Annotated in this window: 18 protein-coding genes and 1 pseudogene; 2 read left to right on the forward strand and 17 right to left on the reverse strand. The window is 45.2% G+C overall.

The features are described 5' to 3' along the window. Positions 1 to 14: 14 nt before the first annotated feature. Genes PCH02S_RS16615 through PCH02S_RS16630 form a run of 4 tightly spaced genes read right to left on the reverse strand, consistent with a single transcriptional unit; the run spans position 15 to position 3770 of the window. On the reverse strand, positions 15 to 875 hold the full coding sequence (locus tag PCH02S_RS16615; protein WP_127454928.1) for a carbohydrate ABC transporter permease: 861 nt from the start codon (positions 873 to 875) through the stop codon (positions 15 to 17). A 13-nt stretch (positions 876 to 888) separates the two neighbouring features. Continuing rightward, a complete protein-coding gene (locus tag PCH02S_RS16620) occupies positions 889 to 1857 on the reverse strand; it encodes an ABC transporter permease (RefSeq protein WP_407670086.1) in 969 nt (322 codons plus the stop codon). A 46-nt stretch (positions 1858 to 1903) separates the two neighbouring features. Beyond that, on the reverse strand, positions 1904 to 3064 hold the full coding sequence (locus tag PCH02S_RS16625) for a Gfo/Idh/MocA family protein (protein ID WP_127454930.1): 1161 nt from the start codon (positions 3062 to 3064) through the stop codon (positions 1904 to 1906). A gap of 19 nt (positions 3065 to 3083) precedes the next feature. Beyond that, positions 3084 to 3770, reverse strand: coding sequence for a GntR family transcriptional regulator (locus tag PCH02S_RS16630; RefSeq protein ID WP_127454932.1), 687 nt, complete (start codon positions 3768 to 3770; stop codon positions 3084 to 3086). 358 nt (positions 3771 to 4128) lie between these two features. Between PCH02S_RS16630 and PCH02S_RS16635 the strand changes: the two genes are divergently transcribed. Beyond that, on the forward strand, positions 4129 to 5064 hold the full coding sequence (locus PCH02S_RS16635) for a helix-turn-helix domain-containing protein (protein ID WP_127454934.1): 936 nt from the start codon (positions 4129 to 4131) through the stop codon (positions 5062 to 5064). A gap of 102 nt (positions 5065 to 5166) precedes the next feature. Here PCH02S_RS16635 and PCH02S_RS16640 read toward each other — a convergent pair whose 3' ends face one another. The 4 genes from PCH02S_RS16640 to PCH02S_RS16655 all read right to left on the reverse strand — a co-directional run bounded on the left by PCH02S_RS16640 (position 5167) and on the right by PCH02S_RS16655 (position 10089). Continuing rightward, on the reverse strand, positions 5167 to 5904 hold the full coding sequence (locus PCH02S_RS16640; protein WP_246069122.1) for a polysaccharide deacetylase family protein: 738 nt from the start codon (positions 5902 to 5904) through the stop codon (positions 5167 to 5169). A 237-nt stretch (positions 5905 to 6141) separates the two neighbouring features. Continuing rightward, on the reverse strand, positions 6142 to 7437 hold the full coding sequence (locus PCH02S_RS16645; RefSeq protein WP_127454938.1) for a hypothetical protein: 1296 nt from the start codon (positions 7435 to 7437) through the stop codon (positions 6142 to 6144). An 18-nt stretch (positions 7438 to 7455) separates the two neighbouring features. Continuing rightward, positions 7456 to 8688, reverse strand: coding sequence for an oligogalacturonate lyase family protein (locus PCH02S_RS16650; RefSeq protein ID WP_127454940.1), 1233 nt, complete (start codon positions 8686 to 8688; stop codon positions 7456 to 7458). A 15-nt stretch (positions 8689 to 8703) separates the two neighbouring features. Further along, complete coding sequence (locus PCH02S_RS16655; protein WP_127454942.1) at positions 8704 to 10089, reverse strand: family 4 glycosyl hydrolase; 1386 nt, start codon at positions 10087 to 10089, stop codon at positions 8704 to 8706. 161 nt (positions 10090 to 10250) lie between these two features. On the opposite strand from PCH02S_RS16655, the gene PCH02S_RS16660 reads away from it, so the two are divergent. Next, complete coding sequence (locus PCH02S_RS16660; protein ID WP_127454944.1) at positions 10251 to 11111, forward strand: AraC family transcriptional regulator; 861 nt, start codon at positions 10251 to 10253, stop codon at positions 11109 to 11111. Between the two features lie 25 nt (positions 11112 to 11136). Here the strand turns inward: PCH02S_RS16660 and PCH02S_RS16665 are convergent, their stop codons facing one another. From PCH02S_RS16665 to PCH02S_RS16705, 9 genes and pseudogenes are all read right to left on the reverse strand, one after another. Continuing rightward, positions 11137 to 11412, reverse strand: coding sequence for a hypothetical protein (locus tag PCH02S_RS16665; protein ID WP_218033159.1), 276 nt, complete (start codon positions 11410 to 11412; stop codon positions 11137 to 11139). A 102-nt stretch (positions 11413 to 11514) separates the two neighbouring features. Then, positions 11515 to 12270: pseudogene (locus tag PCH02S_RS16670) on the reverse strand (aminoglycoside phosphotransferase family protein); the annotation flags it as partial. Positions 12271 to 12279: 9 nt separating this feature from the next. Beyond that, on the reverse strand, positions 12280 to 13764 hold the full coding sequence (locus PCH02S_RS16675; RefSeq protein ID WP_127454946.1) for an amidase family protein: 1485 nt from the start codon (positions 13762 to 13764) through the stop codon (positions 12280 to 12282). Between the two features lie 82 nt (positions 13765 to 13846). Beyond that, positions 13847 to 14293 (reverse strand): acetyltransferase, encoded by a 447-nt coding sequence (locus tag PCH02S_RS16680; protein ID WP_127454948.1) that lies wholly within the window; start codon positions 14291 to 14293, stop codon positions 13847 to 13849. Between the two features lie 118 nt (positions 14294 to 14411). Beyond that, complete coding sequence (locus tag PCH02S_RS16685) at positions 14412 to 14807, reverse strand: GNAT family N-acetyltransferase (RefSeq protein ID WP_127454950.1); 396 nt, start codon at positions 14805 to 14807, stop codon at positions 14412 to 14414. A 179-nt stretch (positions 14808 to 14986) separates the two neighbouring features. Continuing rightward, positions 14987 to 15736: a C1 family peptidase gene (locus PCH02S_RS16690; protein ID WP_127454952.1), complete on the reverse strand. Its 750-nt coding sequence runs from the start codon at positions 15734 to 15736 to the stop codon at positions 14987 to 14989. Positions 15737 to 15894: 158 nt separating this feature from the next. Continuing rightward, positions 15895 to 16209, reverse strand: coding sequence for a type II toxin-antitoxin system RelE/ParE family toxin (locus PCH02S_RS36970; RefSeq protein ID WP_407670087.1), 315 nt, complete (start codon positions 16207 to 16209; stop codon positions 15895 to 15897). Continuing rightward, complete coding sequence (locus PCH02S_RS16700) at positions 16193 to 16480, reverse strand: type II toxin-antitoxin system Phd/YefM family antitoxin (protein WP_127454957.1); 288 nt, start codon at positions 16478 to 16480, stop codon at positions 16193 to 16195. Before PCH02S_RS16700 ends, PCH02S_RS36970 begins: the two co-directional genes overlap by 17 nt. 238 nt (positions 16481 to 16718) lie before the next feature. Beyond that, the gene (locus PCH02S_RS16705) at positions 16719 to 17639 is read right to left on the reverse strand and encodes an ATP-grasp domain-containing protein (protein ID WP_127454959.1); all 921 of its coding nucleotides are present in this window, start codon (positions 17637 to 17639) and stop codon (positions 16719 to 16721) included. Positions 17640 to 17659: the final 20 nt, after the last annotated feature.

The raw sequence follows: 17659 nt of genomic DNA on the forward strand, positions 1-17659 counted from the left end.
TTCACAAACCCATATCAGCCTTTAACGGCACCAATCATAATACCGGATACAAAGTACTTCTGAAGCCACGGATACACAAGAAGAATCGGAATTGTGCCAAACATAATACTTGCCGCTTTCAACGCCTCGGAAGGCAGATTTACAATGAGGTTCTCGCCGGACATCTGCTGTGAGAGATTGATAACGTTATACAGCTTAAGCTGTATCGTATAGAATTTCTGGTCTGTAATGTAGAAAAGAGCATCCTGAAAATAGTTCCACCGGAATACGGCATACAGTAAACTGACTGTGGCAAGTGCCGGCTTGGAAAGAGGCAGCACGATCTTGATCAAAATCTGCAGCTCATTGCATCCGTCCAAGTGTGCAGCTTCCTCCAGACTTTCAGGCAAGCTTTGAAAAAACGATTTCAATATGATCATGTAGTATACGCTCATCATACCCGGGAGAATCAATGATAATGGCGAGTCCAAGAGGCTCAGATTCTTTACATTGAGATAGTCCGGAATCAACCCGCCGCTAAAATACATGGTAAACACCATCAATAACAATAAAACATTTCTGCCTTTAAGCCTCTTTTTGGTCAACGGATACGCTGCCAATATAGTAACAGTCAAAGATACGAGCACAAATACGGCCGTCAGAATTATCGTATAAAACAAGGAGTACAACATACCAGCATCCCTGAAAACAACTTTATAAGCTTCTATATTAAAGTCTATGGGGTAGATGGTAACAGCTTGGGATATAATCGCCGTGTTAGAGCTAAGTGATTGGGAGAGAATATAAAGAAAAGGAACCAGACATATAAAAACCGCAATTAAAATAACCGTTGCTGCAGTATAGTCAATCATTCTATTCTTAAACGTATGTGACATTGTCGATGCCTCCTCACCATATTCCGTTTTCCCCTAATTTACGGGAAATAAAATTAGAGGTTACCAAGAATATTAAGCAAATAACAGACTGGAACAAGCCCACAGCTGCACCAATTGAAAAGTTCGCAGATTGAATCCCTACACGATAAACATAGGTGCTGATAACGTCCCCATAATCCATAACAAGGTTGTTTTGAATGTTGAATGGACGATCGAAATTAATAGCCATAATGTTACCGAGCTGCAGAATCAGAAGAATTGCAATGGTTGGTCGGATACCCGGCAGCGTAATATGCCATATTTTTCTTAATCTTCCTGCTCCGTCTGCGTCCGCAGCTTCATACAACTGTTTGTCGATTCCTGTCATAGCAGCAAGATACAGAATTGTTCCCCATCCTGCGTTCTGCCATACGCCAATTAAAGAATAAGTTGCAACCCATGCAAATTTGTTCGTGAGGAACGGTAACGCTTGCCCACCCATATGGCCAATTAAGGAGTTTAACATACCTGTGGGAGAAAGCAGCTGAGTAACAATGCCGCCAATAATAACCCAGGAAAGGAAATGCGGCAGATACAAGACGGTCTGGCTAATCTTTTTGAACTTATTCCATACCAGTTCATTTAATAAAATGGCCAAGATAATCGGTGCTGGAAATCCCAGCAGCAAATCCAAAAAGTTCAGCATCAACGTATTTCTAACAACTTGAAAAAATTGTGGCGAGGAAAAGATTTGCCTGAAGGTTTCAAAATTATTCCATGGACTCATGCTGACGCCCTGAAAAATGTTGTAATCCTTAAAAGCAATTTGTATGCCATACATAGGTGCATATTTAAATGTCACGATATATGCAATAGGAACTAGCAACATCAGGTAAAGCATGTAATCAAGTCTTATATAATACGATAAGCCTTTCTTTTTTTGCTGCGGTATTGCGACGCTTTCCTTCTTATCCAGAACAACACTACTGTTCATTGCCTGCATAAACGACTACCTCCATTTCACTGGTTTCTCAACTTGCCCAGAGCAGTTACTTCTTATAATCGCTGCCGAGAGTAATGTCGTTCTTCGAGAAGGAAACAACCGATGCGGTCTTCTCGTAAAAATGCGGTGCGTTCGCGAGCAAGCTGTCTCTTGAATAGAATAAGCTGTCTTTCGTTAGTGGCAGGCTTACACTCTTGCCTGTAGTAGCCGCTTCATAGATGGCCGTAATCAGTTCAAGCGTTTTGCGTCCTTCACGACCGTCAATGAGTACCTCCAGTGATCCGCTTTCGATCGCCTTCATCACATCGTCAATTTGTCCGGCGTGCCCGGTGTACGGGAGGTCTTCCATACTGTTGTAATTGTTCTCAAGCTCTTCCTCGAGATCAGTGTTCCGAATCGGAAATCCATTTTCCTTGGACGTGGAGGCATAAACTTTCCAGGGTGCGGAAATTCTCGCCTTTTCCCCTTGGAATATAAGCTGCTGTTCTTCTCCGTGATGCACGACAGAGCTTGTTATTTGTGCCAGACTTCCATTACCGTAAGAAAGAATAGCTATGGAGATGTCCTCGACTTCCGCATTATCATGCGAAGTATTACTCATCACTGCTTGAACTTTATCCGGCATCCCCATCGTCCACTGCAGCATGTCAATATGATGAACGGCATGGTTCAGCGTACAGCCGCCGCCTTCCTTTTCCCAAGTGCCTCTCCACCACAAATCGTAATAGCAGTGCCCTCTCCACCAGTGGGAATCAACCTGTGCATGCACGATTTTGCCTGCCTTTCCGGTGTCGAGCGTGCGCTTCAGCCTCATGATAGGATCCCTGAACCGGTTTTGCCCGATAACGGACAGTATACGCTGCGATTCTGAAGCCGCTTCCAACATGCGATCGCATTCTTCCAAGGAAGATGACATCGGCTTCTCTACCAATACATGCTTGCCAGCTCTCAAAAAGTCGATAGCGATTTGCGCATGCGTATACGGCGGAGTGCAGATCGACACCAGATCAATGTCGCTGTCCAGCAGCTCACGATAGTCCTCTTCGACCCTGCAATCGAGCTGAAATTTCTCTTTATGCCCGGCTGTCTTTTCCTTGTAAATATCACATAACGCAACGACTTCGCATCTTCCTTTGAACGAGTTTGCATACGCTTCCAAATGCGCATTTGCGATACCGCCGGCACCGATCACGGCTACTTTTATCATCGTCTTTCACTCCTTTGATTTATTTGAAAAATTTGGTGTGCTTCAGCTTCAAATTTTCTTTTTCAATCAAGAGCAGCTCCAAATGATCTCTTATCATTTTTTCCGCTTGGTCGGGATCTTTCTCCTTGATGGCACGAACAATGCCATGATGCTGGGCAAGTATAATTTTCCAGTCGGAATCGGAAGCCAGCCGTAAAATACGAATGCGGTTGTCATGCGTTGCCATTTGCTGAATGAGTCCCCATGTACGTCCCCGGCCGCAGCCAATCATAATCGATTTGTGAAACTCTTCATCAAGCTCAAACAGACGCCCATAATTTTGTTCGGATTCGCATAGTTCTTGCAGCGAGATAAGATTTTGCAGATGAAGCACCTGTTCCTTGTCAAGCAGCTCACATGCTTCTCTAACAACGGCGGATTCCAAGGTTTTTCGGACAAATCTGGATTCTTCCGCATGCTGCAAATCGATAAGCGATATGATGGAGCCCTTCTGAGGAGTCGTTTCAATCAATTCTTCCTGAGTCAGTTTAACCAATGCTTCCCGAATCGGTGTTCTGCTCACTTGGAGCATTTCGACCAGTTCTTTCTCCGAGATAAACCGCCCCGGTTCGAGTCGCAGCTCCATGATGTTTTTCTTCAAGGTTTCATAAACGAAATCCCGGATTAGTCCTCTTTTGTCTCTTGAAATGTCAATTTGAATACTCATAAGATTCCTCCAGCCCGACGAGCCGCCATTCATCTTTGAAGCACTTCCAAAAAAGCGCTTACAAAAATATAAGATGACTAGTTACCCTAGTATACCAGCTTGATTGCAGTGAGCCGGATCGCTTTAATAAATCGGCCACCCTCTGATTCATTCATTCAGCCAGCATATGCTGACGACGCCTTGAAATTGCATAATTAGCTGCCTTTGACCTGTGATAATACTAACATACCACTACTATATTGGAGTTGACGATGCGCTAATCGTTTACAACATTTACCCATTTCTTGCATTCCCTCCCGATTGAAAGCGCTGTATAAATGGTGTAGAATAGATCGAAAAGCAAGGGGGGACGTATATAATGTCTGAAATGATCGCCGATATGGTTGAAATAGGCAGGCTTCCCGACGTTCGAATGTCCTTTCACCTGATGGGGCTGCATGTTCGCGATGTGGGTCCCAGTTGGACCTATCCATCCCATGAACATCCGATGTACGAGCTTCATTGGGTGATCGAAGGGGACATGAAGATGATGATTGAAGGTCAAATTTATGATCAAAAAAAGGGAGATCTGCTTTTCATACGTCCGGGAATCATTCATTCATGCAAGTCCGCAGGCTCTCGTGGCTTCACTTATTTTTGCATCCATTTCAGCGTAGCAGATCCCGCTTTCTCCAAAGAGCTGGAGCGCCGTCAAGCCACATGCTACGAGTCCTCCTCTCCCCTTGTCAAAGAATTGGCTCCCTTCTTAACAGAATTATGCAATTTTGCCACTGAAAACAAAAATCGATCACTTTCTGCTGCAAAAAGCATGAAAATGTACGCAGCCGTGTTTGAGCTTTTGGGAACGTTCGTGGAACAATTGTCCCAAACCGACAACTTCGTGCTTACGAAAAAGGAATTACTGGCCAGCCGCATCGCCGAAAATATTGGATCTTCGATCCGAAGCAGCCTGCTTCATGGCCAAGTGGAAGACAACGAGAGAAAATTCGTCCAAGATATAGCCGAATCGCTGAATCTGAGTCCATCCCAGGTGAATCGGGTATTTCAACAGGTATACGGGAAAGCTCCCCGCAAATATATGTCGGAAATTTTGTTAAGCGAGGCACAGCGCTTGCTGCTGCAGACTGACCTGTCCATCGATCACATAGCCATGATACTCGGGTATAAAACAAGCGCCCACTTCAGCCGCCAATTCAAGCGTTGGATCGGGATTGCGCCATCAGTCTATAGAGGTACTGCCGAAATGGACGAAGGTCCCCCGCTGATACCTCCATCTCCTCAGAAATCACGATGATTTCCATTCTCCAACAGCGATAACCGGCAGCCTCCTACACGACTCAAAAGGCTGTTAGCCTGCTAAATATCGCAGTCTAACAGCCTTGAAATAAAGGTAAAATTAATTGGCAGCAAGTAGTTCTGGAACCGTCACTAAGGTATAACCCTTTTGTCTCAAATAGGAGATAATTTGAGGAAGCGCCTCTACCGTGTTACCGAGTTTCCCATGCTTCCCACCTGCAAAATGCTGAAGAATTATTGCGCCTGGTCCAACCTCTTTTCGTACATTGCTTAGAATTTGCGGAACACTTTTCCCATCCCAGTCTAACGTATCAACGGACCAACCAATCACTTGATGGCCAGATTTCATAGATGCATTAAGAACCTGCGGAGAAACCGCACCATAGGGTGCTCGAAATAAAGTGGGGACTACACCTGTAATTTGCTTAATCATATCGTCCGTTGATCCAATTTCACTCTCAATCTTATCGGCAGTCGCTTCAGAAAGATTGGCATGATCCCACGAGTGGTTACCGATAACATGACCTTCATCTACAACCCTTTTCAACATTTTCGGATGCTCTTTCGCATGTTCGCCGACTACGAAGAAAGTCGCTTTCACCTGCTCCTTCTTCAATATGTCCAGGATGAGCGGCGTATATTTTTCATCAGGACCATCATCAAAAGTTAAGGCCACTTTAAGCCCGTCTTTTTTCACATTATTGATGACTACAGCACTTTCACTTTTTTGCTCACTATTAGAATCATCTATTTTCTTTATCACTTTTTGTTGGGGTTCTATGTGTACAGGTGAGATGACTTGTGTATTAGGTAAGGAAACTAAACTTTCAGGTTGCACGGAATGGCTGCACCCGGTCGTTCCTAATATAACAAATAGGATTAGTGCGGTTAGGCTAACTTTCATTTTTGTACCACTTCTTTCTGCCACTCTAATTGCTAAACTCAGACAACTAATTAAATATACTATAAATGCTTATATTTATGTACTATATTTCTCTTTTTCGATTGTATAAAAAAAATGACCCTATCGAGTCAGGTGTCTCCTCGATAGGGTACAATTTAGTTAGTATTACACCTAGTAACCACCGGCAAAACGGTCGGTGACTTGCTTGTGGGAGGTCGCCTGCCCCACCGCCCGCTCCATAAACCTCGTTCTTTTCTCCTGCGTAACGGCTGCTGCCAACTGTGCTTGATCCTGATCCCCTTGATGTACATCATGAATGATCCATTTTTGTCCGAACCCAGCATGAACGACCTCATCTGCCCAATCGAAATCCTGAAACGTCGTCATCAACGGATCCTGAACCTTATCGCGACAAAACTCCCACTCTTCCCGCTTCCCCGGAGGATATTTCATGGCTGCTTTTTCTATGGCAATCGTAAGGTGGGTATAAGCTTCGTCAATACTATCAAATTCATTTACGCACATTTCGTAAAATCCAATCCAATTTGGAATGTCGTAAACATTCCTTCCTTTTGCCCGTAACGCAGCCTCCCCGAACCAGGAATGACGCGCCTCGTCCCACAGATGGCGAGCCACATCGTAATGAAAGGCCCATGGCTTGCTATCCGCACTGAAATAGATGTAAGCGAGCGCCTCGGTTGCCGTCATTTCATAAAACCGGTGCAGCATCATCGCCTCAAACCGGCCTGCGTCGTTGTCCTCGAACGTCATTCCGTCGAACTTGCGCCGGTTTGTCTTAAATCGGCTATCCCGGATCGAAACATTCGGCAGCTCAAACGAAAAGGCTGCTTCGGGCATTAAGGGCTCATGCTCCGTCCTTGGCTCCGTACCACTGATGCCCCCAGCTCGCTGCAGCAAATTCTCGAGTAGCGATTTCCACTTCTCGGCATCCCGGCGTTCCTCTTCCGAGGCGGATTGAAGCAGCTCCGTGACGGTTGATTGGCCCCAGTCGATTTGCATCTGCCGGTCAAGTTGCTGATGCCGGAGCATCATGATGGTCGGCTCGTCGACAATAGGCTGCGCTCGCTGCATATAATCGTCGATGGCCTCCAGCTGAGCCGGCTTCACCACTTCATACAACGCAACTAACAAAGTTAGTGTGCTTGCGGAATCGAGCACTTGATTCGTCAACCGTTCGAGCGCAATGTCGGGACACTTATCGAATGCCGCCGTGCTTAGTCGCAGTTGCCTGCAGCGATTGCGGCACTGCTCATTGAAGGAAGCATCTTGCCACACCATCCGGGCTAATGCGCCTTTGAGCTCATATTCCGGCCTGGCAATCAGATGGCCGGCTTCGATTCTTGCCAGCTGCCTATCGATGTAAGCGAGCCGGTGCAGCCGGTTGGCTGATTCGGCTACTGACATGCCAATTTTGTCCCACTGCTCTATTCCCATAAAAGGATGCATGGTATAACCCCCTTTGACTTATACAGTTTCGTGCAAATCAACGATATAAATATTGCCTTGGGTCCGTTCATTATGAGTATCCGAGGTAAAAAGAACGTACTGGTCGTTATGGCTGAAAATGGGATGCGGATGCACGTCCTGCACAGAGAAGCTGCTGTTGTGGAGACAGAGAAGTGTCATGTCCAGCTTGGCGCTCAGCCAATCTATCCGGCACAGATGAATACTGTGGGCATCAATAATGCCGTCAGTCACAAGCAGTGAGTCGTCTGTACTTGTAGTGAAATGTCCATAAGCCGTCATATCAGGTGAAAAGCTTACTTCCGTGTACATCCCTTCCCGTGAATCCATATAACCGACAAAGCTGACAATCGGTTCTTGCTCTTTCGCTACTTCTTTCATCGCCGGATCGTTAGGTACGCCTCGGGTTCCGTGATATATCACCGCATGGTTTTGATTCGCCCACATTTCATGGCAAATCCACAAAGACGGTCCCCCGTTCGATTGATCCCTCACCTTCGAGATCTTCCCGTGATCATACAGCCAAATACGCTGATCGACCATCCCGCCTTCATGGTTGAACAGAATGATTCGCGGATCGTTCGGGTGGAACTGAACGTGGGTAACCCAGCCCTGGTGCGTAAAATTGTAGAGCGTTTCCCCTGAAATCGTATCGATGACGACGACTTGTGAGCTGATGTTGTCCCGCTTCACCTTTTCCCGAATGGAGCTGAAAGGATTACCATCTCCAACCTCAAACGCGGCTGAATCGATATAAGGGACGCAAGCGTATCGTCCGTCACCAGACAAATGCGTAAATCCGGTCATCACGTTTGCCGGGAGTTGATAAACGATCCTTTCCTCCAGCCCGTTTACATCGAGCAATCGCACCTCGTTGCCTTGAATATATAGCAAAAGACCTGCCGCAGGAGCAAAGCTAGGGCTTGCTTTGGCGAAACCGCGGTACGGATTGCCGTCATAGTACACATAACTTTTCATCAGGCCGTCACTATTGTCCGTAAGTTGAACAGCCGTACCGTCTTCCAGCGTCAGCTTGAACACATTCGGATTGCCGCTGCCCAGGTCGCTGATATATAGAATTTGTTGATTATCCTCGGTAAAGCTGCTGCTCGTAAAATATAAATGATGATGATTTCCAGGCAGTGAAGTGAGCTGAGTCACAGTCCGCCCTGTTAGCTCATCCTTGCGTTTCTGTAATTGATGTTTGAAGATGGTACCTTTAACCGTATTCACTGCTTCCTCTCCCCTCTAGTTAAAAAAACGCGGCAGCCAGCTCCGATTCGCCCGTAGCAAGCTGTCAGCCAGCTCCCCGAGCTCGGAGAAATCAGCGAGCCCGCTAAGCGGATCCAGGCTTAACGCCTCGATCAGCGTCTCCCGGCTGCCCTCCAGCGCCGCTTTCAACGTAAGCTCATGTACATCGGCATGAAGCCTGCACAGACTGCCGACCGGACCAGGCAGATCACCCGAAGACCACGGGTGAATCCCGCTCGATCCAACAGTGGCGAGTGTCTCCACGATGACGTCCTTAGGCATGTTTCCGATTTGCCCTTCGTTCGGGACGTTAACAATCGCGGGCGTCTCGCCGCCAGTGACAACAGCCTTCATGATTTCCGTCATTTCTTCGCCGGAGCGCTGCCAGGAAACCTCTTTTACGCCGTTTGCCAGCTGCCGGATCGTGTCCAGCTGATGCACCTTCGTCAAGCGCCTGGCGTCTACCGTCGTCTTGAGCACACCGTATTTCATGCCGTACCCGTTTCTCACATTGCACAGACTTGGATAGAACTCGATCAGATGGCGGTCTCCTGCCAGCGGCAAGTACCCAAACTGACGGCATAATGCCAGCTTCGCTGCGCTTTTATTATGAAAGGAATCATTTTGTCCTGCTGCTCCTTCGTCTTCAATATCCCAATGTTCTTGGGCATATGCGCGGATTCGAGGCAGCACATCTTGGCCATTAAGCTCTGCCTTCGTCAGCCAGATGAAATGGTTGACCCCTGCAACCTTATAATGAAACCCTTGCTCCGGAAGCCAACGGTACAGATAATCAGTCACGTTCATGCCCTCAGGTTTGGGCAAACCAAGCATCGGGCCGAAATATTTCGGAGCCGCATGCAGCTCATGGCACATGCCGACGACCTTGACACTCTTGGCCGCCTTATTCATGGCCCTAGTGACGACGCTCATGGGATTCGTCACATTGAACAGCCAGGCACCCGGACATATCTCCTCCATTTCCTGCACAAGCTCGTAGGCAACCGGTGCCGTACGCAGCGAAGCGGAGATGCCGCATGGTCCAACCGTCATCGATACCGGCTGCCGGATGCCGTATTGGATTGGCAGCTCCAGATCATTCCAGAACGCATCCATCGCTCCTGGACTGAACGTCGTCAGTACGAAGTCCGCTCCTTGCAGCGCTTCCTTCCGATCATCCATAATGCGGATCCGGTATTCCTTGTTACGAAGCCTATTGAAAGTGTGCAGCATAGCGGCTACAGCCTCAACATGCTCTCGGTTCGGGTCGACCAGTCTGATTTCGCCACCTTGAATCTCGTCCAACAAATACACGTCCCGCATGAGCCCCACCATCCAGTTGACGCTCCCGCCGCCGATAATCGTTAAGTTCATAGAATCCATCTCTTTCGCCTCCAGAGAGTAAGAGCTTGATATTTTCGAATTAAGCGTATCATCCGAGCCGTGAGAGCGTCTTCAATTATCTTGTTTTTCTCCCCATACATTCACCTATCTTGCTATAATATATTGAGAGTGCTGTCGTTACTGAAGGAGGGAGCCTGCAATTGGACCGGACGACCATGTCGAACTACAATGTTCCTTATGACCGAACCCCGCCTTTCTCCATAAGTTATACCCATGATAGGGAAATCGGGAAAAAACCAGTCATTCACCATTATCATAATGCCTTCGAGCTTGATTTCTTTGTCAAAGCGGACCTTGAAATTTTCGTACGGGACAACAATTACACGATCCGGGATGGCGACTTCTTTTTCATTAACGAATACGAGATCCATCGGATCCGCTACCAGCCGAACCGCCCTTATGCAAGATATGTGATTAATTTCAGCAAAGAGTTCATTCAAGGGATACTTCGAGAAGCCGGGCTGGAGCCCACCTTGGACTGGTTAATTCATCAAGGTCCACGTAAGGTGGAGACGAAGCTGGAGCAGCGAAGCGCACTGACGTCTCTTTTCAAATCGGTGGTGTCCGCGCATGAATTGAACGATCGCGATCCGTTAGCCGAGGCCAAGGTAAAGCTGAATTTACTCCAGCTGTTAATCCGATTTAAGGAACTAGCAGACCAGCAGCAGCCGTCTCCTGCCTTTAATCCGTACATTAGGGGACTGATCCGCTTTATCGATGAACATTACGCCAAGCCGATCACCCTGGAGCAGCTTCAAGCCGAATTTGGGCTGAGTAAATATTATATAAGCCATTTGTTCAAAGAGACGACCCATTTTACAGTATTCGAATATGTGTTAAACCGAAGAATATTAGAAGCCAAAAAATTATTGGAGCAAACGGAGCTTTCCATTATTGATGTTGCCCTCGGCTCTGGCTTCAATAACCTGCAGCATTTCTATCGAATTTTTCAGCGTCATGTAAAACAAACACCTCTGCAATATCGCAGAGGTGTGAGGTGAGATTATGTTTTTACATTGGAATTCTCTAAAAAGTAGTATTTTTGCTCAGTACGTCTGCGAATAAAGAAAAGAAGGCAATTGCAAAAATAGCATATAATACAATAAAAATAGCCATCATTATTAAGCTCGCTTTGGCGTAATTAGACTTATTTTTGTTGGCACTGTCACCAAATGCCCAAACAAATAACATGACGATATTGGCGATTGGAATCATCAAAATTAAGCTAGTAATTAGCCAATTTTTCACCGTCATAACCTTTTCTCTTTGATCTAGCCCATAGTTTGTTGTTTCCATCGACATTTCAAAAATCCCCCTTAACCATCTTTGTATATAATTACCATTCCATAGTATATATGAAAAAGCACAAATGTAAAGGAATATTTTAACAAATACATCATCGGGTTAACATGATAATTGCATAGTCTTCATTTCATAGATTTTTTGGAGAGTATGGGCATACTTCGTCTTCTCATCCTCAACTTCGGAATGAAGATACCCCTCTACGAGCCTGTACCCGAATATGAGAAGAATCATCTCGTAGACACAATGCTCAGCGATTCCGGATACATGTGCATATTCCGAAAAGCCTTTGTAATACGCGGGGACACAACGCTGGTAGTATTCGACCATGTGATCGATATCCGGTTCATCCGCGATCAGGCTTGCAAGATCCTCGCCTAGGTAGCCCCATCCGCTGGTATCCCAGTCGATGAGCGCGATATTCCCTTCAGCATAGATCAGGTTGGCTACCCAGAAGTCTCGGTGGCATAGCACGAGGGGCAATTTCTCGATACGGGCGAATATCTCCTCTGCTTGCTCATCGATGTCGATGAGCATATGCTGCACGTGCAGCGGGAATTCGCAGTCCTCCGAACGGATATATTCGTAAACGATCGGCCATGACCGATAATGCAGGTACGTATTCTTCATGAGATCCGCATGGCTCAGGTTGGTCAAGCTCTGCAGTACAGCAGGCTGCTCCGCATACAACTTGCCTTGAAAGCGCCCTAACTCCAGCGCAGCCTTTTCATACATGTCGCCGGTCAAGTCTACACCGGATACGCCATCGATATATTCCAGCCACAGCTGGTATTTATTTTCTTCGGCATTGAGCTCGGCATGATAACATATCGGCCAACGGAGGGTTTGCGAGAACGTGATAGAAGCCTATTGGGACAGTACTAAAGGAGGAAACCGATATTTCGTCGCTTGTTCATAAGCATACGCAAGTTTGATTAGAACAGGTTCGCTATAAGCAGAGCCGGAAAAAACAACGCCGAACGGTCCTTTCGTAATCCATCCCTCCGATGTCGTGCTTCCTACGGATGCAAACCCGGCTGGGACTGTAATTAAAGGGTATCCCGCTCTTCCCGCGATGTCCGTGCCGTCGTAGTTACCAGGCAATAATAAAGCATCCAGATCGTGTTGTTTTAAAACAGCGTCGATTCCTTGAGCGCGGGAATACTCCTCATTTTTCCGTTTACTCTCCAGATATTCTGTATCCTCCAACGATCCGGATGTTTCATCACACCAGATTAGGCGGGATTGGCCATATTTTAATGCGACATCCGTATGGTTTTGATTAAACGCTATTACTTCCGACAAACTATGTACAGGTATGGATGCGGGCAGTCTGGCTAAGTAATCATTGACATACTTTTTAAACTCATGACGCTTAACATCAAAATTCCAGTTCACCAGCTCACAAGGAAGAGAAACAGGGTCAACAACAGTGGCACCTTCCTTTTTTAATAGGGCTATGGCTGCCTCCATGATGGCTAATCTCTCTGGATCCAAGTTCTGATAATAAAATCTTGGGATACCAATTCTAGCTTTTTTTATAAAGCTATTATCGAGGAACTGCGTATAGTCCTTATACGAGCGGTTTACACTTTCGAAGGTGCTAGAATCCCGTTCATCAACGCCTGCCAGTACTCCCAACAAAATAGCTGCGTCTTTTACCGTTCTAGTCATAGGACCCGGAGTATCTTGGCTATTCGAGATCGGAATGACCCCTGCTCGACTAATTAAACCGACAGTCGGCTTCAATCCGACGATGAAATTTTGGCTCGCTGGACAAATGATGGATCCAGTTGTCTCTGTTCCAATAGCTGCAGCTGCCAAGTTTGCCGCTATAGCCGCAGCCGAACCTGAGCTGGATCCGCCGACAAAGAATTCCCCTGGTCCATAGGGGTTCAAAGTTAGCCCGCCTCTTGAACTATAGCCTGCCCACATGGTGGAAGACATAAAATTAGCCCACTCGGTCATATTCGCCTTTCCAAGGAGAACAGCGCCTGCTGAACGAAGCTGCGCTGCCACCCATGAGTCTTCCACCGCATAGGAATCCGCTAGAGCTACAGCTCCCGCGCTTGTGTGCATGTTGTCATGAGTATCAATGTTATCCTTCAATAAAAGCGGAATACCGTGCAACGGCCCTCGACTTCCCGTGCAAGCCCTTTCTTTATCTAATGCGCGCGCGATGTCGATAGCATCAGGGTTGATTTCGATAATCGCATTTAGCCCAGAATACCTTTGGATACGATCTAAATAAACGTTGACCAGATTTTCAGATGTCATATTGCCTGACTCCATGGCTGTCTGCATACTGTTGAAATCGGCCTCAATAATCCACTTATCCAGTAGGTCTTGCATGAAATCGCTCCTTTAATCTGGCTCTAAATAGTGCCAATTCTTAGCACTTTCTCCTATCAACGGTAACACCTTCTACGGTAAATCAACTTTTTAACTCCAAGTGAAGTAGGGGAAATGGTTGACCTGAGCTGTCTATTTCTGATCGTCCCACCTGATCAAATCCGATCTTTTTGTAAAATGCATACGCTCCTTCATTTTGCTCATTAACATCAACCTGGAGATTCCTTCCTTTTAGTTTTACAGCATGGTTAATTAATCTGCTCCCTATACCCTTTCCGTGGTAATTGGGGTCTACAAACAACATTTCTATCTTTGTTCCGTCAAGCCCGATAAACCCTGCAGGTTCTGTATTTCCATTCATTTCCACCCAAATTTCCACTTCTTTTAGTGCTCCGTTTTTAACGATGCCATGATAAAATTGAATATCATTTTCCGTCAGAAATGTATGGGTATGAACTACAGCTTTATGCCAGATATCCACTAATTTATCATGATCCTTATCTTGGTAAGCTACGATTTCATATGACATTTATTCATCCTCCATAATTTAGCTTATCTGTTTCTACCTGCCCTTTAACTTATAGAATACATATTTCTCTTTTCTTAGTAATGTGCAAAAATTGTTATAACCAAACTGCCCCGTTAGTTTAATCCTTCCTCCTCCAAACCCCTCCAGGACAAGGAACAAACCCACTATCTGAGTAAAACGCAGTATGTTTAGAAGCGTAAGTCAAAGTTACAATCTCTAACCCAAAACGTTCCGCCTCTTCAAGTAATTTCTTAACTAAGGCTTGGCCTATCCCTTTTCTCTGATGTTGCGGATGCACAATAATATCTTCCATATATCCGTGTTGCAATCCCATTCCAGCAATGTAACCGAATGCTATTAATTCATTTTTCTCATCCCTTAGTCCGGCCCAGAAATTACAGCGTTCAAATAAAATGGGATAATCAAAATGCCTGCCATCCCACCCCACCAGTTCTCTTAAAGTTGGCACTTCGTGAGTCTCTAACGGTAAATTAATGACGATCTCTTGATTCAATTGACCATCTCTCCTCTGAAAATCATTGTTATTAAAAAATTATCCATCTGTTGGCACAATCCTGCCAGTTACTTGCCATAGAAATAACCGCCGCTCACTCTCTTTTAATAAACATTTGCTTGTGATAAAAAGAAAACCTTGCGAAATTAGTCGCAAGGTTTTTAGATAGGTGGTCTTCACTATTTGCCTGTCCACATATCGGAAACGTAGCCTTTATCAAAAAACGATTTTGGTAAATAGAAATAACCTTGATCGCCCCAGCCTGTTCCCCATGAATTTCTGACAATGATATAGACCGTTCCATTTATTTTTTTATAGCCAACAGCGAGAACAGCATGTCCACCAAGCAAAGCTTCACCATGTTTAGGGAGCGGAACCATCCCTGTGCGCGCGACATCAGCGGATTCAAAGCTGTCGTACACGGAAATGCCTAGCACGACCGGGTATTCGCTGGCTAGTGCGGATTGCAGCGCGGCAAATGAGGTCACGCGATGATACTCGTTGATTTTGAAAGTTTTGGCGTTCGCTTCGGCTTTGGCGGAAGGCGTTTCCGCAAATTTGGAAACATCATAAGGGAAATCAGCTTCTGGCGCGCATCCAATCGTCTGCAGAACCTTCATGCCATCGCGAATATACGCGCCTGCATCGGAAGAAATGGTGCCCTCCATCGAGCGCTCATGCCAATAGAGGTATAAACGGCTTAACCGTGTTAAAGGCTGCCCGGCTTTCACTTCATAATATTCCCGCAGCCCGGAAGCAATCGCATTGGCCGTGCAGCTGCCCAGCGAGCCTTGATCCACCACAGGTGAGGTGAATTTTCGTAAATCGACACTTTCTGGGAGCATGGCAGCATCCATGTGAAGGGAGCGGAATATGAAATCCCGCACATCTTCTAAGTCTTGTTTTAATGTGTATTTACGTTGAGTCATACGATCATCTCCTTATGCCTTTGCTATCAATATATGAAAATCTAGCAAGCTAGCAACGGCGTATAAGGAGATGGTTATAAAAAATAAGAGCCGCTAGAGTTGGGATCTAGGGCTCTTAAACTTAATTAGGGGAGCACCGCTGCCTCCCTTGTTTCGTATCATTTAATCATCTTGGTCAAATCCATCTTCGCATAGATCACCCTATGGATTTCAACCACTTGTTCACTCACAACGTAGAATACCAAATAATTGTTGACTGGCAAGATCCTGTATTCATGCTTCATATCATCTATGGGCTGATATACCCTGCAAGAGAAAGGGAATTGCTGTAGCCTGGATATGGATTCATCCATAGCATCCAATAAATCCGCAGCAGCCTTTGGTGCGTGTAGCGTATCCACAATGTAGTCGGATATATTCTTTAAATCCTGTAATGCCAAAGGCAGATAGTCCAACTTAAACATTTTTCCCATTGATCTTAGCAGCGAGATTTGCCCTTAATTCCGAAAACACTTCTTCATGCGAATATCGCTTATCCGTAGACTTGGCCTCAAGTTCAGCTTCTTTAAGCTTGAAGTAAATGTCACTTTCAAATTGCTTTCGCTCATACGCTTCAATGCTCATCACAACCATATCACCATAACCGTTCTTGGTCAAAAATACGGGTTCTGAGGTTTCGTGTACAACCCTTGAAATTTCAGCAAAATTATTGCGCAAATCCGAAACCGGTCTAATATGTGGCATGTCATCACCCCTCATTAATGTAACATAATTTTATCATAATAATGCTAACACAACAATGAGACGGCTGTTCATGACGGGCTGTATTCAGACATAATTTGTAATGGGGGACAAGCGCCGACCATTACCGCTACTAATAGTTACCGCGCCTAGCCAACCAGCTGATTTCAAAAGAGTTAGGCGAAGTAAGTCCGAGAAAAGCGAAGTATCACAGTCACAATAATCCTTATAGGACGCGGGCTCAAAGGCTTTTGGTTCGTATAACTTTAAACTCTTTAATCGATGTATAAAATCCCAGAATATCTGAATCAATTGGCAAGCCAGATACTTGCCCATCCCCAATTTCAATTACAATCCAGTCACCAGAATCTGTTTTTCCGATGTCCATCGTAAAAAAGTTGCTTTCAATCTTCTGAGCAAGATGATTAAAAATGGTTAAATCAGGTTTCTCATCATCGTAATGAATATCTTCCCAATAATCGAATTGAAAAAGAAATTGTTTTTGGTAATAAAACAATCTATATTCCTTTGAGAGCGGCATCTGACTCTTGGAATGGATAGATATTTTTTCAAGATTCACGAACTCTCTAAACACTATGCCTTCATTCATGTGTTCACCTTGTCGATCAATAAAATTCTTAATGACTTTGGTTGCATGATTTCTATCCGAAGCATTCGGTATGAAAAAAGATTCGTTCCATTCGTGCTTCCTGGATTTCACATAGTCCTTTATGATAATCGGTTTGCTCCCAAACTCAGACAGATTCCTATAGATTTGATCGAAATCATTTTTCAGGTTTTCAATATGAATCCAATTGCTATAAGGAGTTAAGTCTTTCATCTTTTCATAGGAATTGGGAAACCAGTGACCATTCATATATTCATCAGGATTGTTAACGAGAAATATATTCTTCTTTTGTAAACCGTTGTATAAGTCTTCATAGTTCCTGGGCTTCATCATCCAGCCTCTATATAGCGCTGATTCATGAGATACAACTGCATTAATTTTACTTAGAGACTTGTCAGTATTGCCTTCCAACAACTCTTCAAGACTTATTAACAGGATAGAAAATCCAAGAGATTTAGCTATAGAGAATTCCTTCTCATAATCAAAGTCAACTGCATTTTTATTCATAGGATCTGAACAAAAAATAAGAAGCATACAGATTCGACCCCCATGTT

This window comes from Paenibacillus chondroitinus NBRC 15376 (assembly GCF_004000765.1).
GTDB classification, from domain to species: Bacteria; Bacillota; Bacilli; order Paenibacillales; family NBRC-103111; genus Paenibacillus_E; species Paenibacillus_E chondroitinus.

What these genes read in the sequence shown, in the direction of transcription:
- PCH02S_RS16615 (WP_127454928.1), bottom strand. Translation starts at nt 875, where the DNA reads ATGTCACATACGTTTAAGAATAGAATGATTGACTATACTGCAGCAACG.
- PCH02S_RS16620 (WP_407670086.1), bottom strand. Translation starts at nt 1,857, where the DNA reads ATGCAGGCAATGAACAGTAGTGTTGTTCTGGATAAGAAGGAAAGCGTC.
- PCH02S_RS16625 (WP_127454930.1), bottom strand. Translation starts at nt 3,064, where the DNA reads ATGATAAAAGTAGCCGTGATCGGTGCCGGCGGTATCGCAAATGCGCAT.
- PCH02S_RS16630 (WP_127454932.1), bottom strand. Translation starts at nt 3,770, where the DNA reads ATGAGTATTCAAATTGACATTTCAAGAGACAAAAGAGGACTAATCCGG.
- PCH02S_RS16635 (WP_127454934.1), top strand. Translation starts at nt 4,129, where the DNA reads ATGTCTGAAATGATCGCCGATATGGTTGAAATAGGCAGGCTTCCCGAC.
- PCH02S_RS16645 (WP_127454938.1), bottom strand. Translation starts at nt 7,437, where the DNA reads ATGCATCCTTTTATGGGAATAGAGCAGTGGGACAAAATTGGCATGTCA.
- PCH02S_RS16655 (WP_127454942.1), bottom strand. Translation starts at nt 10,089, where the DNA reads ATGGATTCTATGAACTTAACGATTATCGGCGGCGGGAGCGTCAACTGG.
- PCH02S_RS16665 (WP_218033159.1), bottom strand. Translation starts at nt 11,412, where the DNA reads ATGTCGATGGAAACAACAAACTATGGGCTAGATCAAAGAGAAAAGGTT.
- PCH02S_RS16675 (WP_127454946.1), bottom strand. Translation starts at nt 13,764, where the DNA reads ATGCAAGACCTACTGGATAAGTGGATTATTGAGGCCGATTTCAACAGT.
- PCH02S_RS16680 (WP_127454948.1), bottom strand. Translation starts at nt 14,293, where the DNA reads ATGTCATATGAAATCGTAGCTTACCAAGATAAGGATCATGATAAATTA.
- PCH02S_RS16690 (WP_127454952.1), bottom strand. Translation starts at nt 15,736, where the DNA reads ATGACTCAACGTAAATACACATTAAAACAAGACTTAGAAGATGTGCGG.
- PCH02S_RS36970 (WP_407670087.1), bottom strand. Translation starts at nt 16,209, where the DNA reads ATGGGAAAAATGTTTAAGTTGGACTATCTGCCTTTGGCATTACAGGAT.
- PCH02S_RS16700 (WP_127454957.1), bottom strand. Translation starts at nt 16,480, where the DNA reads ATGCCACATATTAGACCGGTTTCGGATTTGCGCAATAATTTTGCTGAA.
- PCH02S_RS16705 (WP_127454959.1), bottom strand. Translation starts at nt 17,639, where the DNA reads ATGCTTCTTATTTTTTGTTCAGATCCTATGAATAAAAATGCAGTTGAC.